Below are 17,725 nucleotides of genomic sequence, written 5' to 3'. Positions count from 1 at the left end.
GGATAGCTGTAGAAATACTAGCACATTGTGAGGCTCTATCGCATTAGTGATGTGAAGCCAGCAAAAGTTGCGCTGTCGGTTGTTTAGGCTGCCAGCAAATAGAACTGTTCCGCAGGTGAGATCACGTCACCTGCCGGATGTTGATATTGCCCTTTTCGTATCATATGAATTAACTCAATGCCGGCCAGAATCGTCTGTGCCCGCCGAAACGATTTGAATCCCAGCATCAGACGTATTGGACGTTTGATATTTCGGTGATCCTGCTCGACCAGGTTGTTCAGATACTTGCTTTGCCTGATGCTAATCGTTTCCTCATCCGGTTTGTCGGCGTTGAGCGTGATCAGCGCTGCGGTGTTAGCGCCACTTTTATCGACAGTGACGACTTCCGGTTCGCCGTGATGGCGAATTGCCTTGCGAAAGAAGCGTAAGGCGGCAGCGGCGTCCCGTTTCGCTGTCAGCAGGAAGTCGATAGTCTGGCCTGCCGTATCGACTGCCCGGTACAGATATTTCCACTGGCCTTTGATTTTGATGTAGGTTTCGTCCATTCGCCAGCGCCGTCCTACGGTACGTTTATGCCGACGAAAGGCCTTATCCAGAAGCGGTACCAGGCGAATGACCCAACGGTGAAGTGTGGAATGATCAACGATAATCCCACGCTCTGCCATTATCTCCTCCAGATTTCGCAGGCTGAGTAAGTATGCCAGATACCAGCGAACACACTGAGCAAAAATATCAACAGGATAGTGCAGGCGTTTGAAGGCTTGTCGGATCAGCGGCATAGTCAGGTAACATCTCAAAAAAACAATATGTTATCTGACAACTTCTTAATGCGACAGAGCCATAAAAAAGAAGCAAAACGAATGAAAGCAGCCCAACCGGTCAGAGCGGATGGCATAATGGTGCTCACCCGGGCGCTATGGTCATGGTCAGGAAGCTATCAACAGGCGATTGAAATTCCTAACCATGAACCGTTTTTATGACTTTGTTGAATAAATCGAACTTTTGCTGAGTTGAAGGATCAGATCACGCATCCCCCATGCAACGCTGGCAGTCCCGTGGCAAAGCAGAAGTTCCGGATCACTAACTGGCACGCTTACAACAAAGCCCTTATCAACCGTGGCTCAATGACTTTCTGGCTGGATTATGAGGCCATTCAGTCCTGGTATGAGTCAGCAACACCTTCTTCACGAGGCAGACCTCAGCGCTATTCTGACCTTGCCATCACGACTGTACTGGTCATTAAACGCGTATTCAGGCTGACCCTGCGCGCTGCGCAGGGCTTTATTGATTCCATTTTTTCTCTGATGAACGTTCCGCTACGCTGCCCGGATTACAGCTGTGTCAGCAGGCGGGCAAAGTCCGTTAATGTCAGTTTCAAAACGCCCACCCGGGGTGAAATCGCACACCTGGTGATTGATTCCACCGGGCTGAAGGTCTTCGGTGAAGGCGAGTGGAAAGTCAAAAAACATGGCCAGGAACGCCGCCGTATCTGGCGGAAGCTGCATCTCGCCGTTGACAGCAAAACACATGAAATCATCTGCGCTGACCTGTCGCTGAACAACGTTACGGACTCAGCGGCTTTCCCTGGGTTAATCCGGCAAACCCACCGGAAAATCAGGTCAGCCGCCGCCGATGGCGCTTACGATACCCGACTGTGTCACGATGAACTGCGGCGTAAAAAAATCAGCGCCCTCATTCCTCCGCGAAAGGAAGCGGGCTACTGGCCGGGTGAGTATGCGGACCGCAACCGTGCGGTGGCTAATCAGCGGTTGAGCGGGAGTAATGCACGGTGGAAATGGACAACGGAATATAACCGCCGGTCGATAGCGGAAACGGCGATGTACAGGGTAAAACAGTTGTTGGGAGGTTCACTGACGCTGCGTGACTACGATGGTCAGGTTGCAGAGGCTTTTGCCATGGTACGTGCGCTGAACAAAATGACGAAGGCCGGTATGCCTGAGAGCGTGCGTATTGCCTGAAAATCCGACCCTCTACAGGGACGCTCGCCCGGAGTCTGATTTATTCAACAAAGCCCGTTTTTATATGAAATCACTTGCATTTTTAATGCGGGGAATTCAATATCGGTTATTGTAGCACTAATGAAATTAAAATGGTTACTTCTAGGTATCAACATCTTAATTTAAGATAATCAAATATAGATATATAAAATAACAGAAGGAATAGTGTATGACGATAATAAAAACCCCATTAACAACCGTATATATTGAAGTGAATAGTGAGTTACTATCAAATGCAGCTTGCTACTACCTCGAGGAAGATTGTATTAATACTCTATTTGATATTGCAATAATATTTGCAGCAAATATTAACGGTTCTCCTGAAAAGCCAGAGCTATATCTTAACGAAAATGTTATGAAAATACTTAATGACGCGGAGAATCAAATTCGGCCCCTGCAAGGAAGAGGTATCAAAGTACTATTATCTATAGTTGGAAACCATCAGACGGCTGGGATTTCAAATTTTCAATCGGAAGAGAAAGCTATGAACTTTGCCAACCAGGTTAAAAATATCGTTGAAAAATATGGGCTTAATGGAGTGGATCTTGACGATGAATATACCGATTACAGGGGGGCACCAGCTCGGGATGATTCAGTTCGCTGGCTGATATCTTGTTTACGAAACATAATGCCGAATAAGATTATTTCGCTTTATGACATAGGGCCCGCGGGATACTCAATGCGCACAGCCCCTCCAGATATTGCCGCTAAATTAAACTATGCATGGAACCATGATTACGGTTCTTTTAATCCCCCCGAAATACAGGTAAATGGCGGCAAAACACATTTAGCAGCCGCTGCAATCGAACTGGGAAAAACACCAAGTTATAAGGTTGAAGAATTAGCAGAAAAAACCAAAGATGAAGGCTATGGCATTTTCTTAACCTATAATCTGAAAGGAGGAGATCGAAGTAAAGAACTTTCCTTATTCGCAAATATACTTTACGAACGGGAAATATATTATAAAGCATTATAAAAATGAAAAGTATATGGGTGACTGGACAGCTCTACTCACCCACAACTCCGCAGGTCATGTATTCAATCCGGTGATTAACCTGTAATAGGGGTCTGACGCTCAGTGGAACGAAAACTCACGTTAAGCAACGTTTTCTTCCTCTGACGCCTCTTTTAATGGTCGCCGATGCCCTTTGGTCACCAGTATTGCCAGTGTGAAGGAATAATGGCCGAGCATATTGATATGCCCGTGCGCCAGTCGGAAATATACCGTCGCCAGGGAGTTGAGCTGAGTCGTGCCACGCTGGGGCGCTGGTCCGGTGCGGTCAGTGAGCTGCTGGAGCCGCTGTACGACCTGCTGCGCCAGTACGTGCTGATGCCAGGCAAGGTGCATACTGATGATATCCCGGTACCGGTGCAGGAGCCGGGCAGCGGCAAAACCCGCACGGCCCGGCTGTGGGTCTACGTCCGGGATGACCGTAATGCGGGGTCGCAACTTCCCCCGGCGGTGTGGTTCGCGTACTCGCCGGACCGGAAAGGTGTACACCCACAGCAACACCTTGCGGGGTGCGGACGCGTACGGAGGCTACAACGCGCTGTACGAAGACGGGCGCATCACGGAAGCGGCCTGCATGGCCCATGCGCGGAGAAAAATCCACGACGTGCACGCCCGCACACCGACCGACATCACAACCGAAGCGCTGAAGCGCATCGGGAAACTGTATGCCATAGAGGCGGAGATACGCGGCAGTCCGGCAGACGAGCGGCTGGCGGTCCGAAAAGAGCAGACCGTTCCGCTGATGCAGTCGCTGTATGACTGGATACAGGGGCAGATGAAGGTACTGTCGCGCCACTCGGATACGGCGAAGGCGCTCGCCTACCTGCTGAAGCAGTGGGATGCGCTGAACCTGTACTGCAGCAACGGGTGGGCAGAGATAGACAATAACATCGCGGAGAACGCGCTGCGTGGCATTGCTCTTGGCCGTAAGAACTGGCTGTTCGCTGGTTCGGATGCGGGGGGAGAGCGTGCAGCAGTACTGTACTCACTGCTCGGCACCTGCCGACTGAACTGTGTGGAGCCGGAGACGTGGCTGCGATATGTCCTGGGACATATCCAGGACTGGCCGGTAAACCGGCTGCGTGATTTGCTGCCGTGGAAAGTTGATCTCGCATCTGCTGTATTAGCTCAGAGTTGACCTTAAAACTCTATAGCATGCTTCGAGTAGAGTTCATCAATGGTCCCAGGCCACCCGGGCTGGATGGTCATCAACATGACAGAAAGTGGTGTGTGCATTAACATCACCGGGGCGGCTCAAACACCTGCGGTTGCCTTATCTGTCGATATCCAAACTGATCTTATCGTACCGGAGCTTTGCCGCTGATACGATTGGTGGTTTAAGACAATGGTCCGGAGAGACAATGCCGTGCCACACGCAATTTTTTTGCAAAGAATTCCCGGTAGCAACCTTCCGGAAACTCAGCTATTAACGTCCTCGATCGCGTTTCAGGACGCATTAAACGGGCGTTCGTGACCACAATGCGTCTCTGTTTACTTACCGGAGATCGTTATGTTACGGCCCCTTTTTTGCTTTCTATTTTCTCTTATCTTTAGCATCACATCGTATGCCAACACGGCTTTTCGGCAGCTAAATATCCACGAGGATAATTCCCGTCCTCTCGATATCGCTATCTGGTACCCCACAGTGGCAACCGGCTCGCCGGAAAAAATAGGTGACAATATAGCCTTTTACGGCACGTCTGTGTTGCGCGACGCGGCACCGGAAGCTGGCGAGCATCCGTTGCTTCTGCTTTCTCACGGCTATGGTGGCAACTGGCGGAATCTGAACTGGCTGGCAACGGAAATGGCGGCTCAGGGGTATATTGTGGCGGCGGTCGACCATCCCGGCACGACAACACTTAACAAACGGCCGCAGGATGCGAAGGAACTCTGGCTCCGGCCGCAGGATCTCCGACGGACGATGGTGAAAATTATGGCTACCCCCTCTCTTGCCGGAAAAGTTAATACGCAGAGAATCGCTGCAGCCGGACACTCTCTCGGCGGCTGGACGGTGCTTGAACTGGCAGGTGGACGCTTTGACGCCGCACGCTTTCAGAATGATTGCCGGGCACATGCCAGGCTGAATGCCTGCAAGTTAATACAGACTCTGGGTATCGATGAAGCTGACGGGCGGTTGGACGCAGACGAAAGTGAGCCGGCAATCAAAGCCGTTGTCTCACTCGATCTGGGACTGGCCCGAGGGTTCACGCCAGAATCACTTTCTCAGATTGCAGTACCGGTGTTGATTATGGCTGCTCAGGCGGACAGTGATGAGATACCCGCCAGGCTGGAGTCGGGCTACCTGGCGGAATATCTCCCTGCCGCAGTAAGGCGGATAGTAAATGTCGAAGGGGCCACGCACTTTAGTTTTATGCAGCAGTGTAAACCGGGTGCGATGGCATTAATCGCAGAAAAAGAACCGGGCGATGAGATTGTCTGCCAGGATGGCGGCCCCCGGAGTCGCGCTGCGATTCACCGTCAGCTCGCCCTGGATATCAGCGCCTTCCTCAATCAGGCTCTCGACTTTCAGCCGCTGCCCGGCGGTAATCCGTCGGAGTCACACCGCTGATACGAAGAAACTCGCGATGAAAGTTTGATTTGGTTGCAAAACCTGCCTCCAGCATCACTTCCGTTACCGGCAGGTCTGTATTCTGTAGAAGCTGCTGTGCATAGTCGATGCGTAAGCTGTTGATCCACTGTGAGACATTACAGCCGCGCGTCAGGTTCACCGCTTTTGAAATCTGGCGTGCGGGGACCCCGGTTTTTCTTGCCAGCGTATTCAGTGTCAGGTCGGGATTCAGATACAGATTCTGCTCACTTATCAGCGTGTTGACCCGCTGATAAGTCGGGAGAAATGCTTCACTATTGTTCTCTTTACACTCTTCGGGTGGGAATGCCGTTTCCTCAGCCGGAAGTGACGAACGGCCACTACCGACAATAGCAAAACAGACAAATGGCAGCAGAACAGCCTGCGAGATTACGACCAACTGCGGTGCCTGCTGGCCCTGAAAAAATTGGAAGTTGATTGCGATAGTCAAATCGGTCAGTCCGGAAAAACAAAGAAAGCACCCTGCGATAAAAGCAAGTGATGAGGTTGAAGCGCTGTCGCTAAGTCGTCTAAAAATGAACGTATCGCTCCCCAGTTGGGCCGTTCGAATCAGGGCACAACCGTAGCCGATATAGAGCAGCATCAGTACTGCATCCGTGGTTGCCGGAGCAGTAAGGTTCAGCACCAGAGCGAGTGTCGGCGGTCCCACAAAAGTGGCGACTTTTTGCTGTAAGCGCTGTCCTGTAAAGCAGGCAAAACAGTGCCAGGCCAGTGGGGGTAGAGTGATCGCGATGACAGACTGCAACTGGCGCAGCAGAATAAGATCGAACTGCCAGCGCAGGGCTGACATCAGAACCAGCAGCGAACAGCCCGCAATAAAGGTAGCGCTGTTGCGATAGCCTGTGGGGCGTTGCCGGCAAACCTTCAACAGTAAAATAAGCAAAATAGACAGGGTGAACCAGGGAAAGGGAATGGCCAGCATGTGATACCTGTACGCAAAGCATTTATATCAATGGATATGTTGTGCCATAAACAGGCACAAAAAACACTACCAGGCACATAAATCGTCAACAATTCAAGATGCCCCCCTCGCTCTAAGCCTTCCTGGCTTATGAATTCGTCATTTTGAATCACGCTTAACGCTTTTGTCAGTAAAGCATTAGAAAAAGAAATTAATAATCATCACTCCGGGGCTTAATCGCTCCGGTTTTTCTTTTCGGGCGTCGAATCCGCAAAGAAAAAACACATTCCGCTATCCCCTGTGGTACGGGGGACGGCTATTCCGGCTGCCCCCCCCCCGGAATAGCTTTAACAGTCAGAAATTTACTGAGGATGACTACCGCAGTCCTGGCCAACCATCATAAATGGTATTATCAATTTTAATTTTTTCGTAATCAGTTGAATATCGGATATAGCGATCGCCTTTGAACATCCAGTATTCACCCTTCGTTCCAGTTGGCGAAATTTCGTCGATTCCATCTGCATATGGAGTTCCTCTCAGCCCTGGCCAGCCATCAGAAATTGTATTATCGATTTTAATTTTTTCGTAATCAGTTGAATATCGGATATAGCGTTCGCCTTTGAACATCCAGTATTCACCCTTCGTTCCAGTTGGCGAAATTGCGTCGATTCCATCTGCATATGGAGTTCCTCTCAGACCTGGCCAGCCATCAGAAATTGCATTGTAGAATTGAATTTTTTCGTATTTAGTTGAATATCGGATATAGAAATCGCCTTTGAATATCCAGTATTCATTCTTCGTTCCAGTTGGTGTAATTGCATCGATTCCATATGCATATGGAGTTCCTTTCAGTCCTGGCCAGCCATCAGAAATTGTATTATCGATTTTAATTTTTTCGTAATCAGTTGAATATCGGATATAGCGATCGCCTTTGAACATCCAGTATTCACGCTTCGTTCCAGTTGGCGAAATTGCATCTATCCCCGAAGTATACTTTTCATCTATATAATGTATGTTCTGTTGGTAAAGTATGTTTGCGAATAAGGAAATGTCTTTACTTTGATCTCCTCCTTTCAGATTATAGGTTAAGAAAACGCCATAGCCTTCATCTTTGGTTTTTTCTGCTAATTCTTCAACCTTATAACTTGGTGTTTTTCCCAGTTCGATTGCAGCGGCTGCTAAATGTGTTTTGCCGCCATTTACCTGTATTTCGGGGGGATTAAAAGAACCGTAATCATGGTTCCATGCATAGTTTAATTTAGCGGCAATATCTGGAGGAGCTGTGCGCATTGAGTATCCCGCGGGCCCTATATCATAAAGCGAAATAATCTTATTCGGCATTATGTTTCGTAAACAAGATATCAGCCAGCGAACTGAATCATCCCGAGCTGGTGCCCCCCTGTAATCGGTATATTCATCGTCAAGATCCACTCCATCAAGCCCATATTTTTCAACGATATTTTTAACCTGGTTGGCAAAGTTCATAGCTTTCTCTTTCGATTGAAAGTTTGAAATACCAGCCGTCTGATGGTTTCCAACTATAGATAATAGTACTTTGATACCTTTTTCTTGTAGAGGACGAATTTGATTCTCCGCGTTATTAAGTGTTTCCATGACATTTTCGTTAAGATATAGCTCTGGCTTTTCAGCAGAGCCGTTGATATTTGCGGCAAATACTATTACTATATCAAATAGATTGTTACCATCATCGAGGTAGTAGCAACCTGCATTTGATAGCAATGCACTATTCACTTCAATATATACAGTTGTTAATGGGGTTTTTATTATCGTCATACACTATTCCTTCTGTTATTTTATATATCTATATTTGATTATCTTAAATTAAGATGTTGATACCTAGAAGTAACCATTTTAATTTCATTAGTGCTACAATAACCGATATTGAATTCCCCCGCATTAAAAATGCAAGTGATTTCATATAAAAACGGGCTTTGTTGAATAAATCAGACTCCGGGCGAGCGTCCCTGTAGAGGGTCGGATTTTCAGGCAATACGCACGCTCTCAGGCATACCGGCCTTCGTCATTTTGTTCAGCGCACGTACCATGGCAAAAGCCTCTGCAACCTGACCATCGTAGTCACGCAGCGTCAGTGAACCTCCCAACAACTGTTTTACCCTGTACATCGCCGTTTCCGCTATCGACCGGCGGTTATATTCCGTTGTCCATTTCCACCGTGCATTACTCCCGCTCAACCGCTGATTAGCCACCGCACGGTTGCGGTCCGCATACTCACCCGGCCAGTAGCCCGCTTCCTTTCGCGGAGGAATGAGGGCGCTGATTTTTTTACGCCGCAGTTCATCGTGACACAGTCGGGTATCGTAAGCGCCATCGGCGGCGGCTGACCTGATTTTCCGGTGGGTTTGCCGGATTAACCCAGGGAAAGCCGCTGAGTCCGTAACGTTGTTCAGCGACAGGTCAGCGCAGATGATTTCATGTGTTTTGCTGTCAACGGCGAGATGCAGCTTCCGCCAGATACGGCGGCGTTCCTGGCCATGTTTTTTGACTTTCCACTCGCCTTCACCGAAGACCTTCAGCCCGGTGGAATCAATCACCAGGTGTGCGATTTCACCCCGGGTGGGCGTTTTGAAACTGACATTAACGGACTTTGCCCGCCTGCTGACACAGCTGTAATCCGGGCAGCGTAGCGGAACGTTCATCAGAGAAAAAATGGAATCAATAAAGCCCTGCGCAGCGCGCAGGGTCAGCCTGAATACGCGTTTAATGACCAGTACAGTCGTGATGGCAAGGTCAGAATAGCGCTGAGGTCTGCCTCGTGAAGAAGGTGTTGCTGACTCATACCAGGACTGAATGGCCTCATAATCCAGCCAGAAAGTCATTGAGCCACGGTTGATAAGGGCTTTGTTGTAAGCGTGCCAGTTAGTGATCCGGAACTTCTGCTTTGCCACGGGACTGCCAGCGTTGCATGGGGGATGCGTGATCTGATCCTTCAACTCAGCAAAAGTTCGATTTATTCAACAAAGCCCGCGGGAATATGAACACCGCGCCCCTTACGAATGCTTCTGGCGATATGCCGCCCGAAAGCCTTTAACGTGGGGTCAATCTCCTGCGCGGGAATATCAGCGCGATTGATGCGGGTATGACTGCGGGGCTTTACAGCCTCTGCGGATGTTTTGACATCCTCCCCGCCCTAAAGGGCGGGGAGGATGTCAAAACGCTCAGATGCATCGGGTTCATTCTCTGTCAGATGACTAAGAAATGGTTCTTCTCGTAAACACGCAATACATACTCTTTTAGGCTCAGCCATGTATTAAATCCTTTTAAGAAGATTTCGCATGCGAAATATTTTAGTTTAATCACGTCGATGAAGTTGTATAAGTGTCTCAGAAGGACGATAGTACTGCTTTGCCCACCGCCCGTAATTATTAACGGACTCATACTGACGTTCTGCAGCACCATCACGGTAATACAGTATATGGATAATTCCATGTAGCTGCAGATAACTGGCTACCGTAGTTACATTATTACGAACGAAGCGCGTATGGCTCTGGAAGGTATCAAGATCAACTCCATCCTGTCCGTCATCAAGCGCATCATGAATAAAAGCGATTAATGCTGACGCGATAGAACGTCTGCCAGAGACTGCGATACAAGCATCGAGCTCTTGAAAGGTCATCTGGATTTCCTGTTGTAACGGTAGCTGGAATCCTCTTCAATCGCAGCCACGAACCATCCGGTAGCAGTTTGCCTGTCTATGCTATCAGGTAAGGAAGCGACTAACTGCTCAAGCGGAAGTGTACGATTGGATCTGAATATCAGCGCCGACATACCACACCAGTCCTGGTTACTTTCTGGCTTCCAGCCGATGCTGAGCATCAATGTTAACGCCGTCTGAGCTGCCCACAACGGAGTTTCAGCCGGGTTGGAGGCCCATGAAAGTAGCGCCGCGCCGGGTACGGGTCTGCTTCTTGTAACGTATCCTAGATTGATAGCCGCTTCTGTTAATGCGGCTGCAGCTTCGGACTGGGTTCCGTGATATCGAAGCGCCCAGAGGCGGACAATTTGGCCACGGAATGCCGTGGCCATTTCGGTGAACGGGGTTGTTTTCATCACAGAGAGCGCATCCCTTTGACGCGTAGTTCAGTAGCCTCAACTGAAATCTCACCAATTTCCAGTTTCACCCACACATACCCCACTTGGTCTGGCGCGCGGTCAGTCATTATTATCCCTTGCTGACCGTCTATCTCGACAACAACCTGCCAGGTTTTCACATCTGAATTGCTGTCCAAAGACTTGGTAGGCTTTTTGTTTTGAGCCTTAGATTTCGCATGCGAAATCTCACCTTTGTTTTTGTTCTTCACTTCATCAAGAACCGCTTTAGCCTGAGCGCGTGAAATACCAGATACCCGCGCAGCTGCGACAAGCTTCTCGGCCTCTTCGGGAGACTTTTCATATATCTGTATCAGTGTATATGCCAGATCGACATCGGATGTAACTTTATCCCGGAGAAGTGCGGTAACATTTTCCGGTGCATCAATGAGACGAAGGTGTTTACTGACAAATGAGGTAGGCTTACCCATTGTTTTTGCGATCTGCTCACCCGTCATATTGAACTGATGCTTGAGCTCATAGAACGATTTTGCGGTCGCTAATGGTTTCAAACCAGACTGCTGCAGGTTTTCAATAAGCTGACCGATGATGCGTTCTTTTCTCTCCCGTGGTGGTTTACCAACATAAATATCAATATGGGTATCACCCCGTTTGCGGGCAGTGCGAACACGCGTTTCGCCTAACCATATCTGGTAGCCACGTCTGTCGCGAGGATAACAACGAGGCGGGGTAAGCATCCCTATAGTTTCGAAGGTATCAGACATACCATCGATGATATCTTCCTCGAAGTCTTCTTCAGGTCGCACTTGTTCTTCAGCATAAACCAGATTTATATCTACGCGAATTATCTGTCCATCAGGTTCCATATCCGGGCGGGCAATATCTGCCATAATCTGGTGCGCAGCTATATCATGGCTCTGCTCATCTGGCTGTTTATTTGCAATGACCTGTTCAATATTAGAAACAACAGCAGCATTTTTTTTCATTTCCTGCTGTGCCTGGAGTCGCTTCATAAAAGGTTTCCTGGCCATTACTTACCTCCTGCGATCATAATAATTTTCTGGGTAAGTTCTTTATACTGAATTGCAGGAAGACACTTAGGGTCATATTCATCAAAGGAGAGCCCAAGTTCGATCGCCTCTTTTGCAGCCGCAGGTACAAATGATATATAGGCGAGAATGTATTCTTCGGAATAGCCTTTTCCTTGAAGAATCTCGATGAGGAGATTTAGATTCAGTGTATCTATAGGCCCCAGATATCCTTCTTTAAGCGGTTTTTTATAATTCTTTACCTGGGTCTGAGTCACATAAGCCCCCATGAATTGCAGCGAAGGATTATAGTTCCGCTTAATTTTCTGCATATAAGTGAGCTGTTTACCAACTGCATTACGGGCCTGCTTCTCCAGCAAGGTAGGGATAAGAAGGTAATCAGCTGACATATGCGCTGCGATCATAACATTTGAATATGATGGCGCTGAATCAGCAATAATAAAATCAAACTGTTTCTTCAGTTCTTCAATACGGTCCCTGAAGTCGAACATGCAGTCGCTATTGCGGTAGTTAATTTCATTAAGTTCACTGGTTGCACCGATAAAGAAACGCCCGCCAGGAAGTTCAATCGGTCGAACCTCTGTTTCCGGAAAGAAAAGCTGATATGTATTCGCCTCGCCGGGTGTAAAACTGTTACTTAAAGGTTCGCGTTCTATCTCATAAGGTAAGTCATCGGGGAAAGCTCTTTCCGTCAGACCAGTAGTCCAGTCCATATCAATTTCAAGCACGCGGAAACCAGCTTTACGGAGATCATGTGCTATTTCACTGGATGACTGCGATTTAACGATTCCGCCCTTCTGACTACATACAACGATCAGGTTTCCGATAGTTCCAATTTTCAGTGTCATGTATCAGTCCTTAAGATTTCGCATGCGAAATGTTTGAGAAGGGGCAGCACGGCTTGAAAGAGTATTTCAATAATGAAATGAATTCATTGCGGGATTTCATACACACTCCTGTGAGTCAGGCGTTTCGCCAAGTGCAGAAGCAGCTATCTGCCACTGCGTTTATTGTCGTACTTTCATGACGACATAAACAGTATACAGAGAAACATTAGGGTATCAATAATGATATGCAATGTGATTATTTCTAATGATCGTATTTAATTTTGTTGACCCAAAGATCAAACCGTGAGTCTGCCCGGAAGTGGATTCCGGGCAGGTGAAGGGTTGGACAGGCCCGGCGGGCGCGTCAACCAGTCACATTGGGGTATCCCCAAAATATACTAGCGACTTAGAATCTAAAACCCTGCTAAGATACTATTCAAAAGTTACTTAAAATTCTAATACCACTTAAAAGTTACCGAAGGCGATAAAATGTACATTTATGCGTATCTTCGCGCGTCGACAATTGAACAGGATGCGCTTCGCGCAAAAAACAGGCTGAAGGAATTTGCGGCGCATCATGGCCAACGTATTGCCGGCTGGTATGTTGAAAACGCATCGGGAGCATCGCTCGACCGTCCGGAACTAAATCGGATGCTGTCTGATATGGAATCAGGTGATGTGATTCTGATTGAGCAGGTAGATCGCCTTTCTCGCCTCAGTGATAGTGACTGGGACACACTTAAACGACGTATGTTTGAAAAGGAGCTATCGGTCATTAGTCTTGACCTTCCTACCAGTCATATTGCTCTTACTCATGCTGCTTCGGATGACTTCACGAGAAGTATGCTGCGGGCTGTTAATGGCATGATGCTGGACATGTTGGCCGCTATCGCTCGAAAAGACTATGAGGATCGTCGCCGACGACAGAAAGAGGGTGTTGAAAAAGCCAGATTAGAAGGTAAGTATGCTGGTCGGCAGGCAGATAAGGCTAAACATGAACTAATACGAACGTTACGCCTGCAAAACGGAAAATCGATAAATGAGACAGCTCGATTGGCTGGAGTTTCCAGAATGACTGTTATTCGCGTCTGTAAAAACAGTCAGATTGGACAGACTACAATCTACGGTAATAAATAATGAAATTTACAGAAAGTGATATCAAAAATATAAATCAGCTTTTTGAAGACCCAAATAATGCAGGCTATGTACTGAATTTCACAAATAAATCGATGCGCGAGTTTTTCGAATCTGAGCTGTCAATTGATATAGACAACGACATCTATCGGAAAGATGGCGACTCAAAAATGAAGCGATTGCGTTGCCTTTTGAAGCAAGATGACAGGGAAACAGTTCTTAGAGTCGTCACTCGACTCTGGGAATACAGGAAAACAATACCTGATAACGTGATCACTGTTCAGGATGATGCTGTCTACGGTAGATTGATATCCAAAATTCAGGGGGCAGACAGTCTTGCTGCAGCCGGCAAAACGCCTGCATTGATCGTCCCCACCGGCATCGATAATAATTATTTTCTTAAAGGTCTGGAAACCCTCCATAACCAACCGCCTCACCAACGGGGACATAGCTTTGAATTATGGCTTAACGAACTATTTACCGCCTTCTATCTATCCCCTAAAGGCGCATTCAGGTTGAAGGGCGAACAGATTGACGGCAGTTTTCTGTTAAATAAGGGGTTTGAGGTCCAACGGAACGGAAACGTACGATAATGGTATTAACATGTTGTATTTAAAATGTTTTTTACTTGGGGCTGACGCTCAGTGGAACGAAAACTTACGTTAAGGTTTAATTGTTAAAAAGGATCTCTTATGGATCCTTTTTAGGGGCTACTAAGTGGGTTGAGGGTCAATGGAAGCAAAACGTACGTTAAAAAACCTAACTATATGATTTTAAATACATAAGATTTCCCCAATCTCACATGGAAATAATTTTATAATTTACCTAGGTTTGTTAATTACTATTCTTAATATCGCTAATTATGACGATAGTTGAAATATGAAATAACTTTAATAAATATCGCACTGAGTAAATTATTAATACTCAACCGGAATCATGAAATAATAACCCCCATCCTTTTAAGGATTTTAAAACCGGCATCCTGAGGGATTTTCATAGAAGAAACCTTATTTATTTCATGATTTATATCAAGGCCATCAGTCAATGAAAAGTCACAGCAAGATAAATCACAATGCCTGAATTCGGTATTATAAAATTCCGACCCGGTGAAATCAGATTTACGGAGATCAGTTTCTTCAAATAAACAATCTCTGAACTTTGTAAATAAAAAACTTGATTTCTGCAATCGCAAACCGACTAAGTCAATAAATCTCATTTCGCAATTATCAAGAGAAAACGTACAGGGGAACATAATATCAGAGACGTTCACACCCTGCAGTAAACAATTTTTAAACTCACAATCAATAAGTTTAAAAAAATCGAGACTCAAGGTTTTTAATGAGCAGTTTATAAACAGGCAATTTTCAAACTCACAATCGCGAAGATTTATATTGTCTAGTTGAATACGTTCAAAAATACAATTATAGTAGCTAGCATTCGATATTTTCGCTTCATTCAGTTGTCTTTTTGTTATTTTTTTACCATTAATCTCCATCAATCAACCCTCTGCTCCCATAATTTCTTTGATAAAAGCCTTTTCTGGCGTATTTTCGTTGTTTACATGCATGAAATTATCCATATCAGTATAGTGCTTAATACCATTCCTAGACAACATATAGAATGGAATACATCCTCTGGTAAGTTCATCAAATATATGTGTTGAGAAAAAAATAGTTTTCCCGTTAGCGGCAATTTCGTTAATAAGATCCCACAACATCATTCTGTATTGAATGTCAATACCAACCGTTGGTTCATCCAGCAAAAAGAAACGGGCATCCTTACAGAGAGTTAACATCAGGGATATTATAAGCCATCGTTTTTCACCATAACTTACCGTATAGGTTCTTTTATGTCTTATTTTTTCATACCGGATAAAAAAATCATCATTCCACTTACTGTTAAGTTCTGCCCACGCCTGCTTTTTGGTCAATTTATTAAAACAGCAAATTAGATCAAAAACCTCCTCATTTCTAAGCGCCCCGGAAAGATTTATCACTTGAGGCAGACTTACCATTTCACCACCAGTGAAGTAACGTTTGACAGAACCTTCATAATTGTCGCTTCCCCCTTTTATTATGTTAAAGAGGGTAGTTTTCCCGGCCCCATTTTCACCAAGCAGACCTATCAGTCCTCCCTGCTCTATTTCAAGCGACAGATTATTGAATACAGGAGGATGGCCTTTGTATGAAAAGCTAAGTGAGTTTATTTCTAAAAGTGGTATGGTCATTGAGAACTCCACACTGGTTCTGTTTTGAAGGTCAGCGCTGAAATCAGACTTATGATAAACATGAGGCCATAGACTAAAATAGTGATGTACGATAACTCAATGCCTGGCTGGAGAAGTGTGGAGTATATGGCAATCGGATTTATGATATTAATCCAGTAAACTAGTCCATCGTTATATTTTAATGATACGATCCCTAAAACCATACACACCGTTATCAACACGGAATAGATAGTGCTGGCTGTCTGGAAAGTCACACGGAATGATGCCATAAACGTCAGTGAAATCATCATCATCACATTTATGCATATAGTTTTTAAAATTAATATAACCGTCTGATAGTCTGGCCGTGCCTGGAATCCAATGAATACGACTGTAATAAAAAATAACACATACGTAACTGACATGATAAGAGAAGCCATCAATTGAGAACGAATAAACAACAAACGGCCCTCTATACTGTGGACGAAGGTAGCAATAAAACCACTTTCTCTTCTGCCTGTCAGATACAGACAGTAATTAAAAAGAACAACAGAAAATGAAATATATCCTACGAACCACGATATCTGATGCCTCAGCCATAATGTATCACCGAAATGCTGTTCAATTTCATTGAAATGCAGAAAAAAGAACAACACGGTTGGAGACATAATAGTCCATATTATGCTAAAAGGAGTTCTGATTTGTTCCATTAAAAAAATAATCGTCATTCTTAATGTTGCCACAATATATCCTTACGGAGATGGAACCATTTTAGATTCTCTTTGTTGGTAATGGTGCCAACTTACTGATTTAGTGTATGATGGTGTTTTTGAGGTGCTCCAGTGGCTTCTGTTTCTATCAGCTGTCCCTCCTGTTCAGCTACTGAAGGCGTGGTGCGTAACGGTAAAAGCACTGCCGGACATCAGCGCTATCTCTGCTCTCACTGCCGTAAAACATGGCAGCTACAGTTCACTTACACCGCCTCTCAGCCCGGTACACACCAGAAAATTATTGATATGGCCATGAATGGCGTCGGATGTCGCGCCAGTGCACGCATTATGGGCGTTGGCCTCAACACGATTTTACGACACTTAAAAAACTCAGGCCGCAGTCGGTAAACTCACGCATACAACCGGGCAGTGACGTCATTGTTTGCGCGGAAATGGACGAACAGTGGGGTTACGTCGGCGCTAAATCACGCCAGCGCTGGTTGTTTTACGCGTATGACAGGATACGGAGGACGGTTGTGGCGCACGTATTCGGTGAACGCACGTTGGCCACGCTGGAGCGTCTTCTTGGCCTGCTGTCGGCCTTTGAGGTCGTGGTATGGATGACGGATGGCTGGCCGCTTTATGAATCACGCCTGAAGGGAGAACTGCACGTTATCAGCAAGCGATATACGCAGCGCATTGAGCGGCATAACCTGAATCTGAGGCAGCATCTGGCAAGGCTGGGCAGGAAGTCACTGTCGTTCTCAAAATCGGTGGAGCTGCATGACAAAGTCATCGGGCATTATCTGAACATAAAACACTATCAGTAAGTTGGAGTCATTACCGGGGCGGGCATATCACTTCTTTTTATTTTATTTTTCTTTAGAGTATATGATTATTTCCTTCCGGGGCAAAACTCATTTCCGAGAGATATAACAAGAACAGTAGTTGTTGTATATCCAGCCATGCTCATCTGGTTTCAGTTTTCTGTTTATGGGATGAGAAAACATTATCGCCATATACTGGAAAGAGAAAACCCCGAAAAAAATGAAACAGACGTCGAAAAACTGATTCGTGAAGCCGATGCCAGAGAGTATAAGCAATGGATGCCCTTTCTTCGCTTTGCCCTTATCATGATAATTATTGCTGGACTTCTACTTTTCATCGGGTT

At 46.1% G+C, this 17,725-nt stretch carries 17 protein-coding genes and 3 pseudogenes; 8 read left to right on the top strand and 12 right to left on the bottom strand.

Annotation, left to right across the window (positions count from 1 at the left end; all coding sequences use genetic code 11):
- Positions 1-83 precede the first annotated feature (83 nt).
- Complete coding sequence (locus MKleb_RS28655) at positions 84-779, bottom strand: IS6 family transposase (RefSeq protein ID WP_217076969.1); 696 nt, start codon at positions 777-779, stop codon at positions 84-86.
- A 231-nt stretch (positions 780-1,010) separates the two neighbouring features.
- On the opposite strand from MKleb_RS28655, the gene MKleb_RS28650 reads away from it, so the two are divergent.
- The 4 genes and pseudogenes from MKleb_RS28650 (at position 1,011) to MKleb_RS28635 (ending at position 5,599) form a co-directional block, all read left to right on the top strand.
- Positions 1,011-1,979 carry an IS5 family transposase gene (locus MKleb_RS28650; protein WP_217077064.1) on the top strand — a complete coding sequence of 323 codons (969 nt, stop codon included), beginning with the start codon at positions 1,011-1,013 and terminating at the stop codon, positions 1,977-1,979.
- A 208-nt stretch (positions 1,980-2,187) separates the two neighbouring features.
- Entirely contained in the window at positions 2,188-2,994 is an 807-nt protein-coding gene (locus tag MKleb_RS28645) for a glycosyl hydrolase family 18 protein (RefSeq protein ID WP_217077070.1), read from the top strand.
- Positions 2,995-3,204: 210 nt separating this feature from the next.
- Positions 3,205-4,168: pseudogene (gene tnpC / locus MKleb_RS28640) on the top strand (IS66 family transposase); the annotation flags it as partial.
- Positions 4,169-4,540: 372 nt separating this feature from the next.
- On the top strand, positions 4,541-5,599 hold the full coding sequence (locus MKleb_RS28635; RefSeq protein WP_217077067.1) for an alpha/beta hydrolase family protein: 1,059 nt from the start codon (positions 4,541-4,543) through the stop codon (positions 5,597-5,599).
- Here MKleb_RS28635 and MKleb_RS28630 read toward each other — a convergent pair.
- The 3 genes from MKleb_RS28630 to MKleb_RS28620 form a co-directional block, all read right to left on the bottom strand.
- Positions 5,538-6,560 carry a helix-turn-helix domain-containing protein gene (locus MKleb_RS28630; RefSeq protein ID WP_217077066.1) on the bottom strand — a complete coding sequence of 341 codons (1,023 nt, stop codon included), beginning with the start codon at positions 6,558-6,560 and terminating at the stop codon, positions 5,538-5,540. The genes MKleb_RS28635 and MKleb_RS28630 overlap by 62 nt on opposite strands.
- 354 nt (positions 6,561-6,914) lie before the next feature.
- The gene (locus MKleb_RS28625; RefSeq protein ID WP_217077065.1) at positions 6,915-8,333 is read right to left on the bottom strand and encodes a glycosyl hydrolase family 18 protein; all 1,419 of its coding nucleotides are present in this window, start codon (positions 8,331-8,333) and stop codon (positions 6,915-6,917) included.
- Between the two features lie 209 nt (positions 8,334-8,542).
- A complete protein-coding gene (locus MKleb_RS28620) occupies positions 8,543-9,511 on the bottom strand; it encodes an IS5 family transposase (protein ID WP_217077064.1) in 969 nt (322 codons plus the stop codon).
- Between MKleb_RS28620 and MKleb_RS30255 the strand changes: the two are divergent.
- A pseudogene (locus MKleb_RS30255) lies at positions 9,491-9,553 on the top strand (PTS fructose transporter subunit IIB); the annotation flags it as partial. The gene MKleb_RS28620 and the pseudogene MKleb_RS30255 sit on opposite strands and share 21 nt — an antisense overlap.
- On the opposite strand, the pseudogene MKleb_RS28615 reads toward MKleb_RS30255, so the two are convergent.
- From MKleb_RS28615 to MKleb_RS28595, 5 genes and pseudogenes are all read right to left on the bottom strand, one after another.
- Positions 9,544-9,687: pseudogene (locus MKleb_RS28615) on the bottom strand (hypothetical protein); the annotation flags it as partial. The pseudogenes MKleb_RS30255 and MKleb_RS28615 overlap by 10 nt on opposite strands.
- A gap of 183 nt (positions 9,688-9,870) precedes the next feature.
- The gene (locus MKleb_RS28610) at positions 9,871-10,194 is read right to left on the bottom strand and encodes a hypothetical protein (RefSeq protein ID WP_217077063.1); all 324 of its coding nucleotides are present in this window, start codon (positions 10,192-10,194) and stop codon (positions 9,871-9,873) included.
- A complete protein-coding gene (locus MKleb_RS28605) occupies positions 10,191-10,628 on the bottom strand; it encodes a hypothetical protein (protein WP_217077076.1) in 438 nt (145 codons plus the stop codon). Before MKleb_RS28605 ends, MKleb_RS28610 begins: the two co-directional genes overlap by 4 nt.
- Positions 10,628-11,659, bottom strand: coding sequence for a ParB/RepB/Spo0J family partition protein (locus MKleb_RS28600; protein WP_217077062.1), 1,032 nt, complete (start codon positions 11,657-11,659; stop codon positions 10,628-10,630). Before MKleb_RS28600 ends, MKleb_RS28605 begins: the two co-directional genes overlap by 1 nt.
- On the bottom strand, positions 11,659-12,525 hold the full coding sequence (locus tag MKleb_RS28595; protein WP_217077061.1) for a ParA family protein: 867 nt from the start codon (positions 12,523-12,525) through the stop codon (positions 11,659-11,661). The genes MKleb_RS28600 and MKleb_RS28595 overlap by 1 nt, the downstream gene beginning before the upstream one ends.
- 468 nt (positions 12,526-12,993) lie before the next feature.
- Here MKleb_RS28595 and MKleb_RS28590 point away from each other — a divergent pair, with 468 nt between their 5' ends.
- On the top strand, positions 12,994-13,641 hold the full coding sequence (locus tag MKleb_RS28590) for a recombinase family protein (protein ID WP_217077059.1): 648 nt from the start codon (positions 12,994-12,996) through the stop codon (positions 13,639-13,641).
- A complete protein-coding gene (locus MKleb_RS28585) occupies positions 13,641-14,231 on the top strand; it encodes a hypothetical protein (RefSeq protein WP_228740825.1) in 591 nt (196 codons plus the stop codon). Before MKleb_RS28590 ends, MKleb_RS28585 begins: the two co-directional genes overlap by 1 nt.
- Positions 14,232-14,572: 341 nt before the next feature.
- Here MKleb_RS28585 and MKleb_RS28580 read toward each other — a convergent pair whose 3' ends face one another.
- From MKleb_RS28580 to MKleb_RS28570, 3 genes are read right to left on the bottom strand one after another with little or no spacing between them, the layout of a single operon-like run.
- A complete protein-coding gene (locus MKleb_RS28580; RefSeq protein WP_217077057.1) occupies positions 14,573-15,133 on the bottom strand; it encodes a pentapeptide repeat-containing protein in 561 nt (186 codons plus the stop codon).
- A gap of 3 nt (positions 15,134-15,136) precedes the next feature.
- A complete protein-coding gene (locus MKleb_RS28575) occupies positions 15,137-15,865 on the bottom strand; it encodes an ABC transporter ATP-binding protein (protein WP_217077056.1) in 729 nt (242 codons plus the stop codon).
- Complete coding sequence (locus MKleb_RS28570; protein WP_217077055.1) at positions 15,862-16,587, bottom strand: protein mcbE; 726 nt, start codon at positions 16,585-16,587, stop codon at positions 15,862-15,864. Before MKleb_RS28570 ends, MKleb_RS28575 begins: the two co-directional genes overlap by 4 nt.
- A gap of 99 nt (positions 16,588-16,686) precedes the next feature.
- On the opposite strand from MKleb_RS28570, the gene MKleb_RS28565 reads away from it, so the two are divergent.
- Positions 16,687-17,384 (top strand): IS1 family transposase gene (locus tag MKleb_RS28565; RefSeq protein WP_223274117.1). Its coding sequence is split into 2 segments (ribosomal slippage): positions 16,687-16,936 and positions 16,936-17,384, totalling 699 coding nucleotides; the frame shifts between segments, so codons are not numbered across the junction.
- Positions 17,385-17,725 lie beyond the last annotated feature (341 nt).

The organism is Klebsiella sp. PL-2018 (assembly GCF_019048985.1).
Lineage (GTDB): Bacteria > Pseudomonadota > Gammaproteobacteria > Enterobacterales > Enterobacteriaceae > Klebsiella > Klebsiella michiganensis.
This window is presented reverse-complemented; position numbering and strand designations above follow the sequence as displayed.

Bases quoted from the DNA above. Each gene is read 5' to 3' on its own strand.
- MKleb_RS28610 (WP_217077063.1), bottom strand. From the start codon at position 10,194: ATGACCTTTCAAGAGCTCGATGCTTGTATCGCAGTCTCTGGCAGACGT.
- MKleb_RS28630 (WP_217077066.1), bottom strand. From the start codon at position 6,560: ATGCTGGCCATTCCCTTTCCCTGGTTCACCCTGTCTATTTTGCTTATT.
- MKleb_RS28595 (WP_217077061.1), bottom strand. From the start codon at position 12,525: ATGACACTGAAAATTGGAACTATCGGAAACCTGATCGTTGTATGTAGT.
- MKleb_RS28585 (WP_228740825.1), top strand. From the start codon at position 13,641: ATGAAATTTACAGAAAGTGATATCAAAAATATAAATCAGCTTTTTGAA.
- MKleb_RS28645 (WP_217077070.1), top strand. From the start codon at position 2,188: ATGACGATAATAAAAACCCCATTAACAACCGTATATATTGAAGTGAAT.
- MKleb_RS28625 (WP_217077065.1), bottom strand. From the start codon at position 8,333: ATGACGATAATAAAAACCCCATTAACAACTGTATATATTGAAGTGAAT.
- MKleb_RS28590 (WP_217077059.1), top strand. From the start codon at position 12,994: ATGTACATTTATGCGTATCTTCGCGCGTCGACAATTGAACAGGATGCG.
- MKleb_RS28655 (WP_217076969.1), bottom strand. From the start codon at position 779: ATGCCGCTGATCCGACAAGCCTTCAAACGCCTGCACTATCCTGTTGAT.
- MKleb_RS28575 (WP_217077056.1), bottom strand. From the start codon at position 15,865: ATGACCATACCACTTTTAGAAATAAACTCACTTAGCTTTTCATACAAA.
- MKleb_RS28580 (WP_217077057.1), bottom strand. From the start codon at position 15,133: ATGGAGATTAATGGTAAAAAAATAACAAAAAGACAACTGAATGAAGCG.
- MKleb_RS28635 (WP_217077067.1), top strand. From the start codon at position 4,541: ATGTTACGGCCCCTTTTTTGCTTTCTATTTTCTCTTATCTTTAGCATC.
- MKleb_RS28600 (WP_217077062.1), bottom strand. From the start codon at position 11,659: ATGGCCAGGAAACCTTTTATGAAGCGACTCCAGGCACAGCAGGAAATG.
- MKleb_RS28605 (WP_217077076.1), bottom strand. From the start codon at position 10,628: ATGAAAACAACCCCGTTCACCGAAATGGCCACGGCATTCCGTGGCCAA.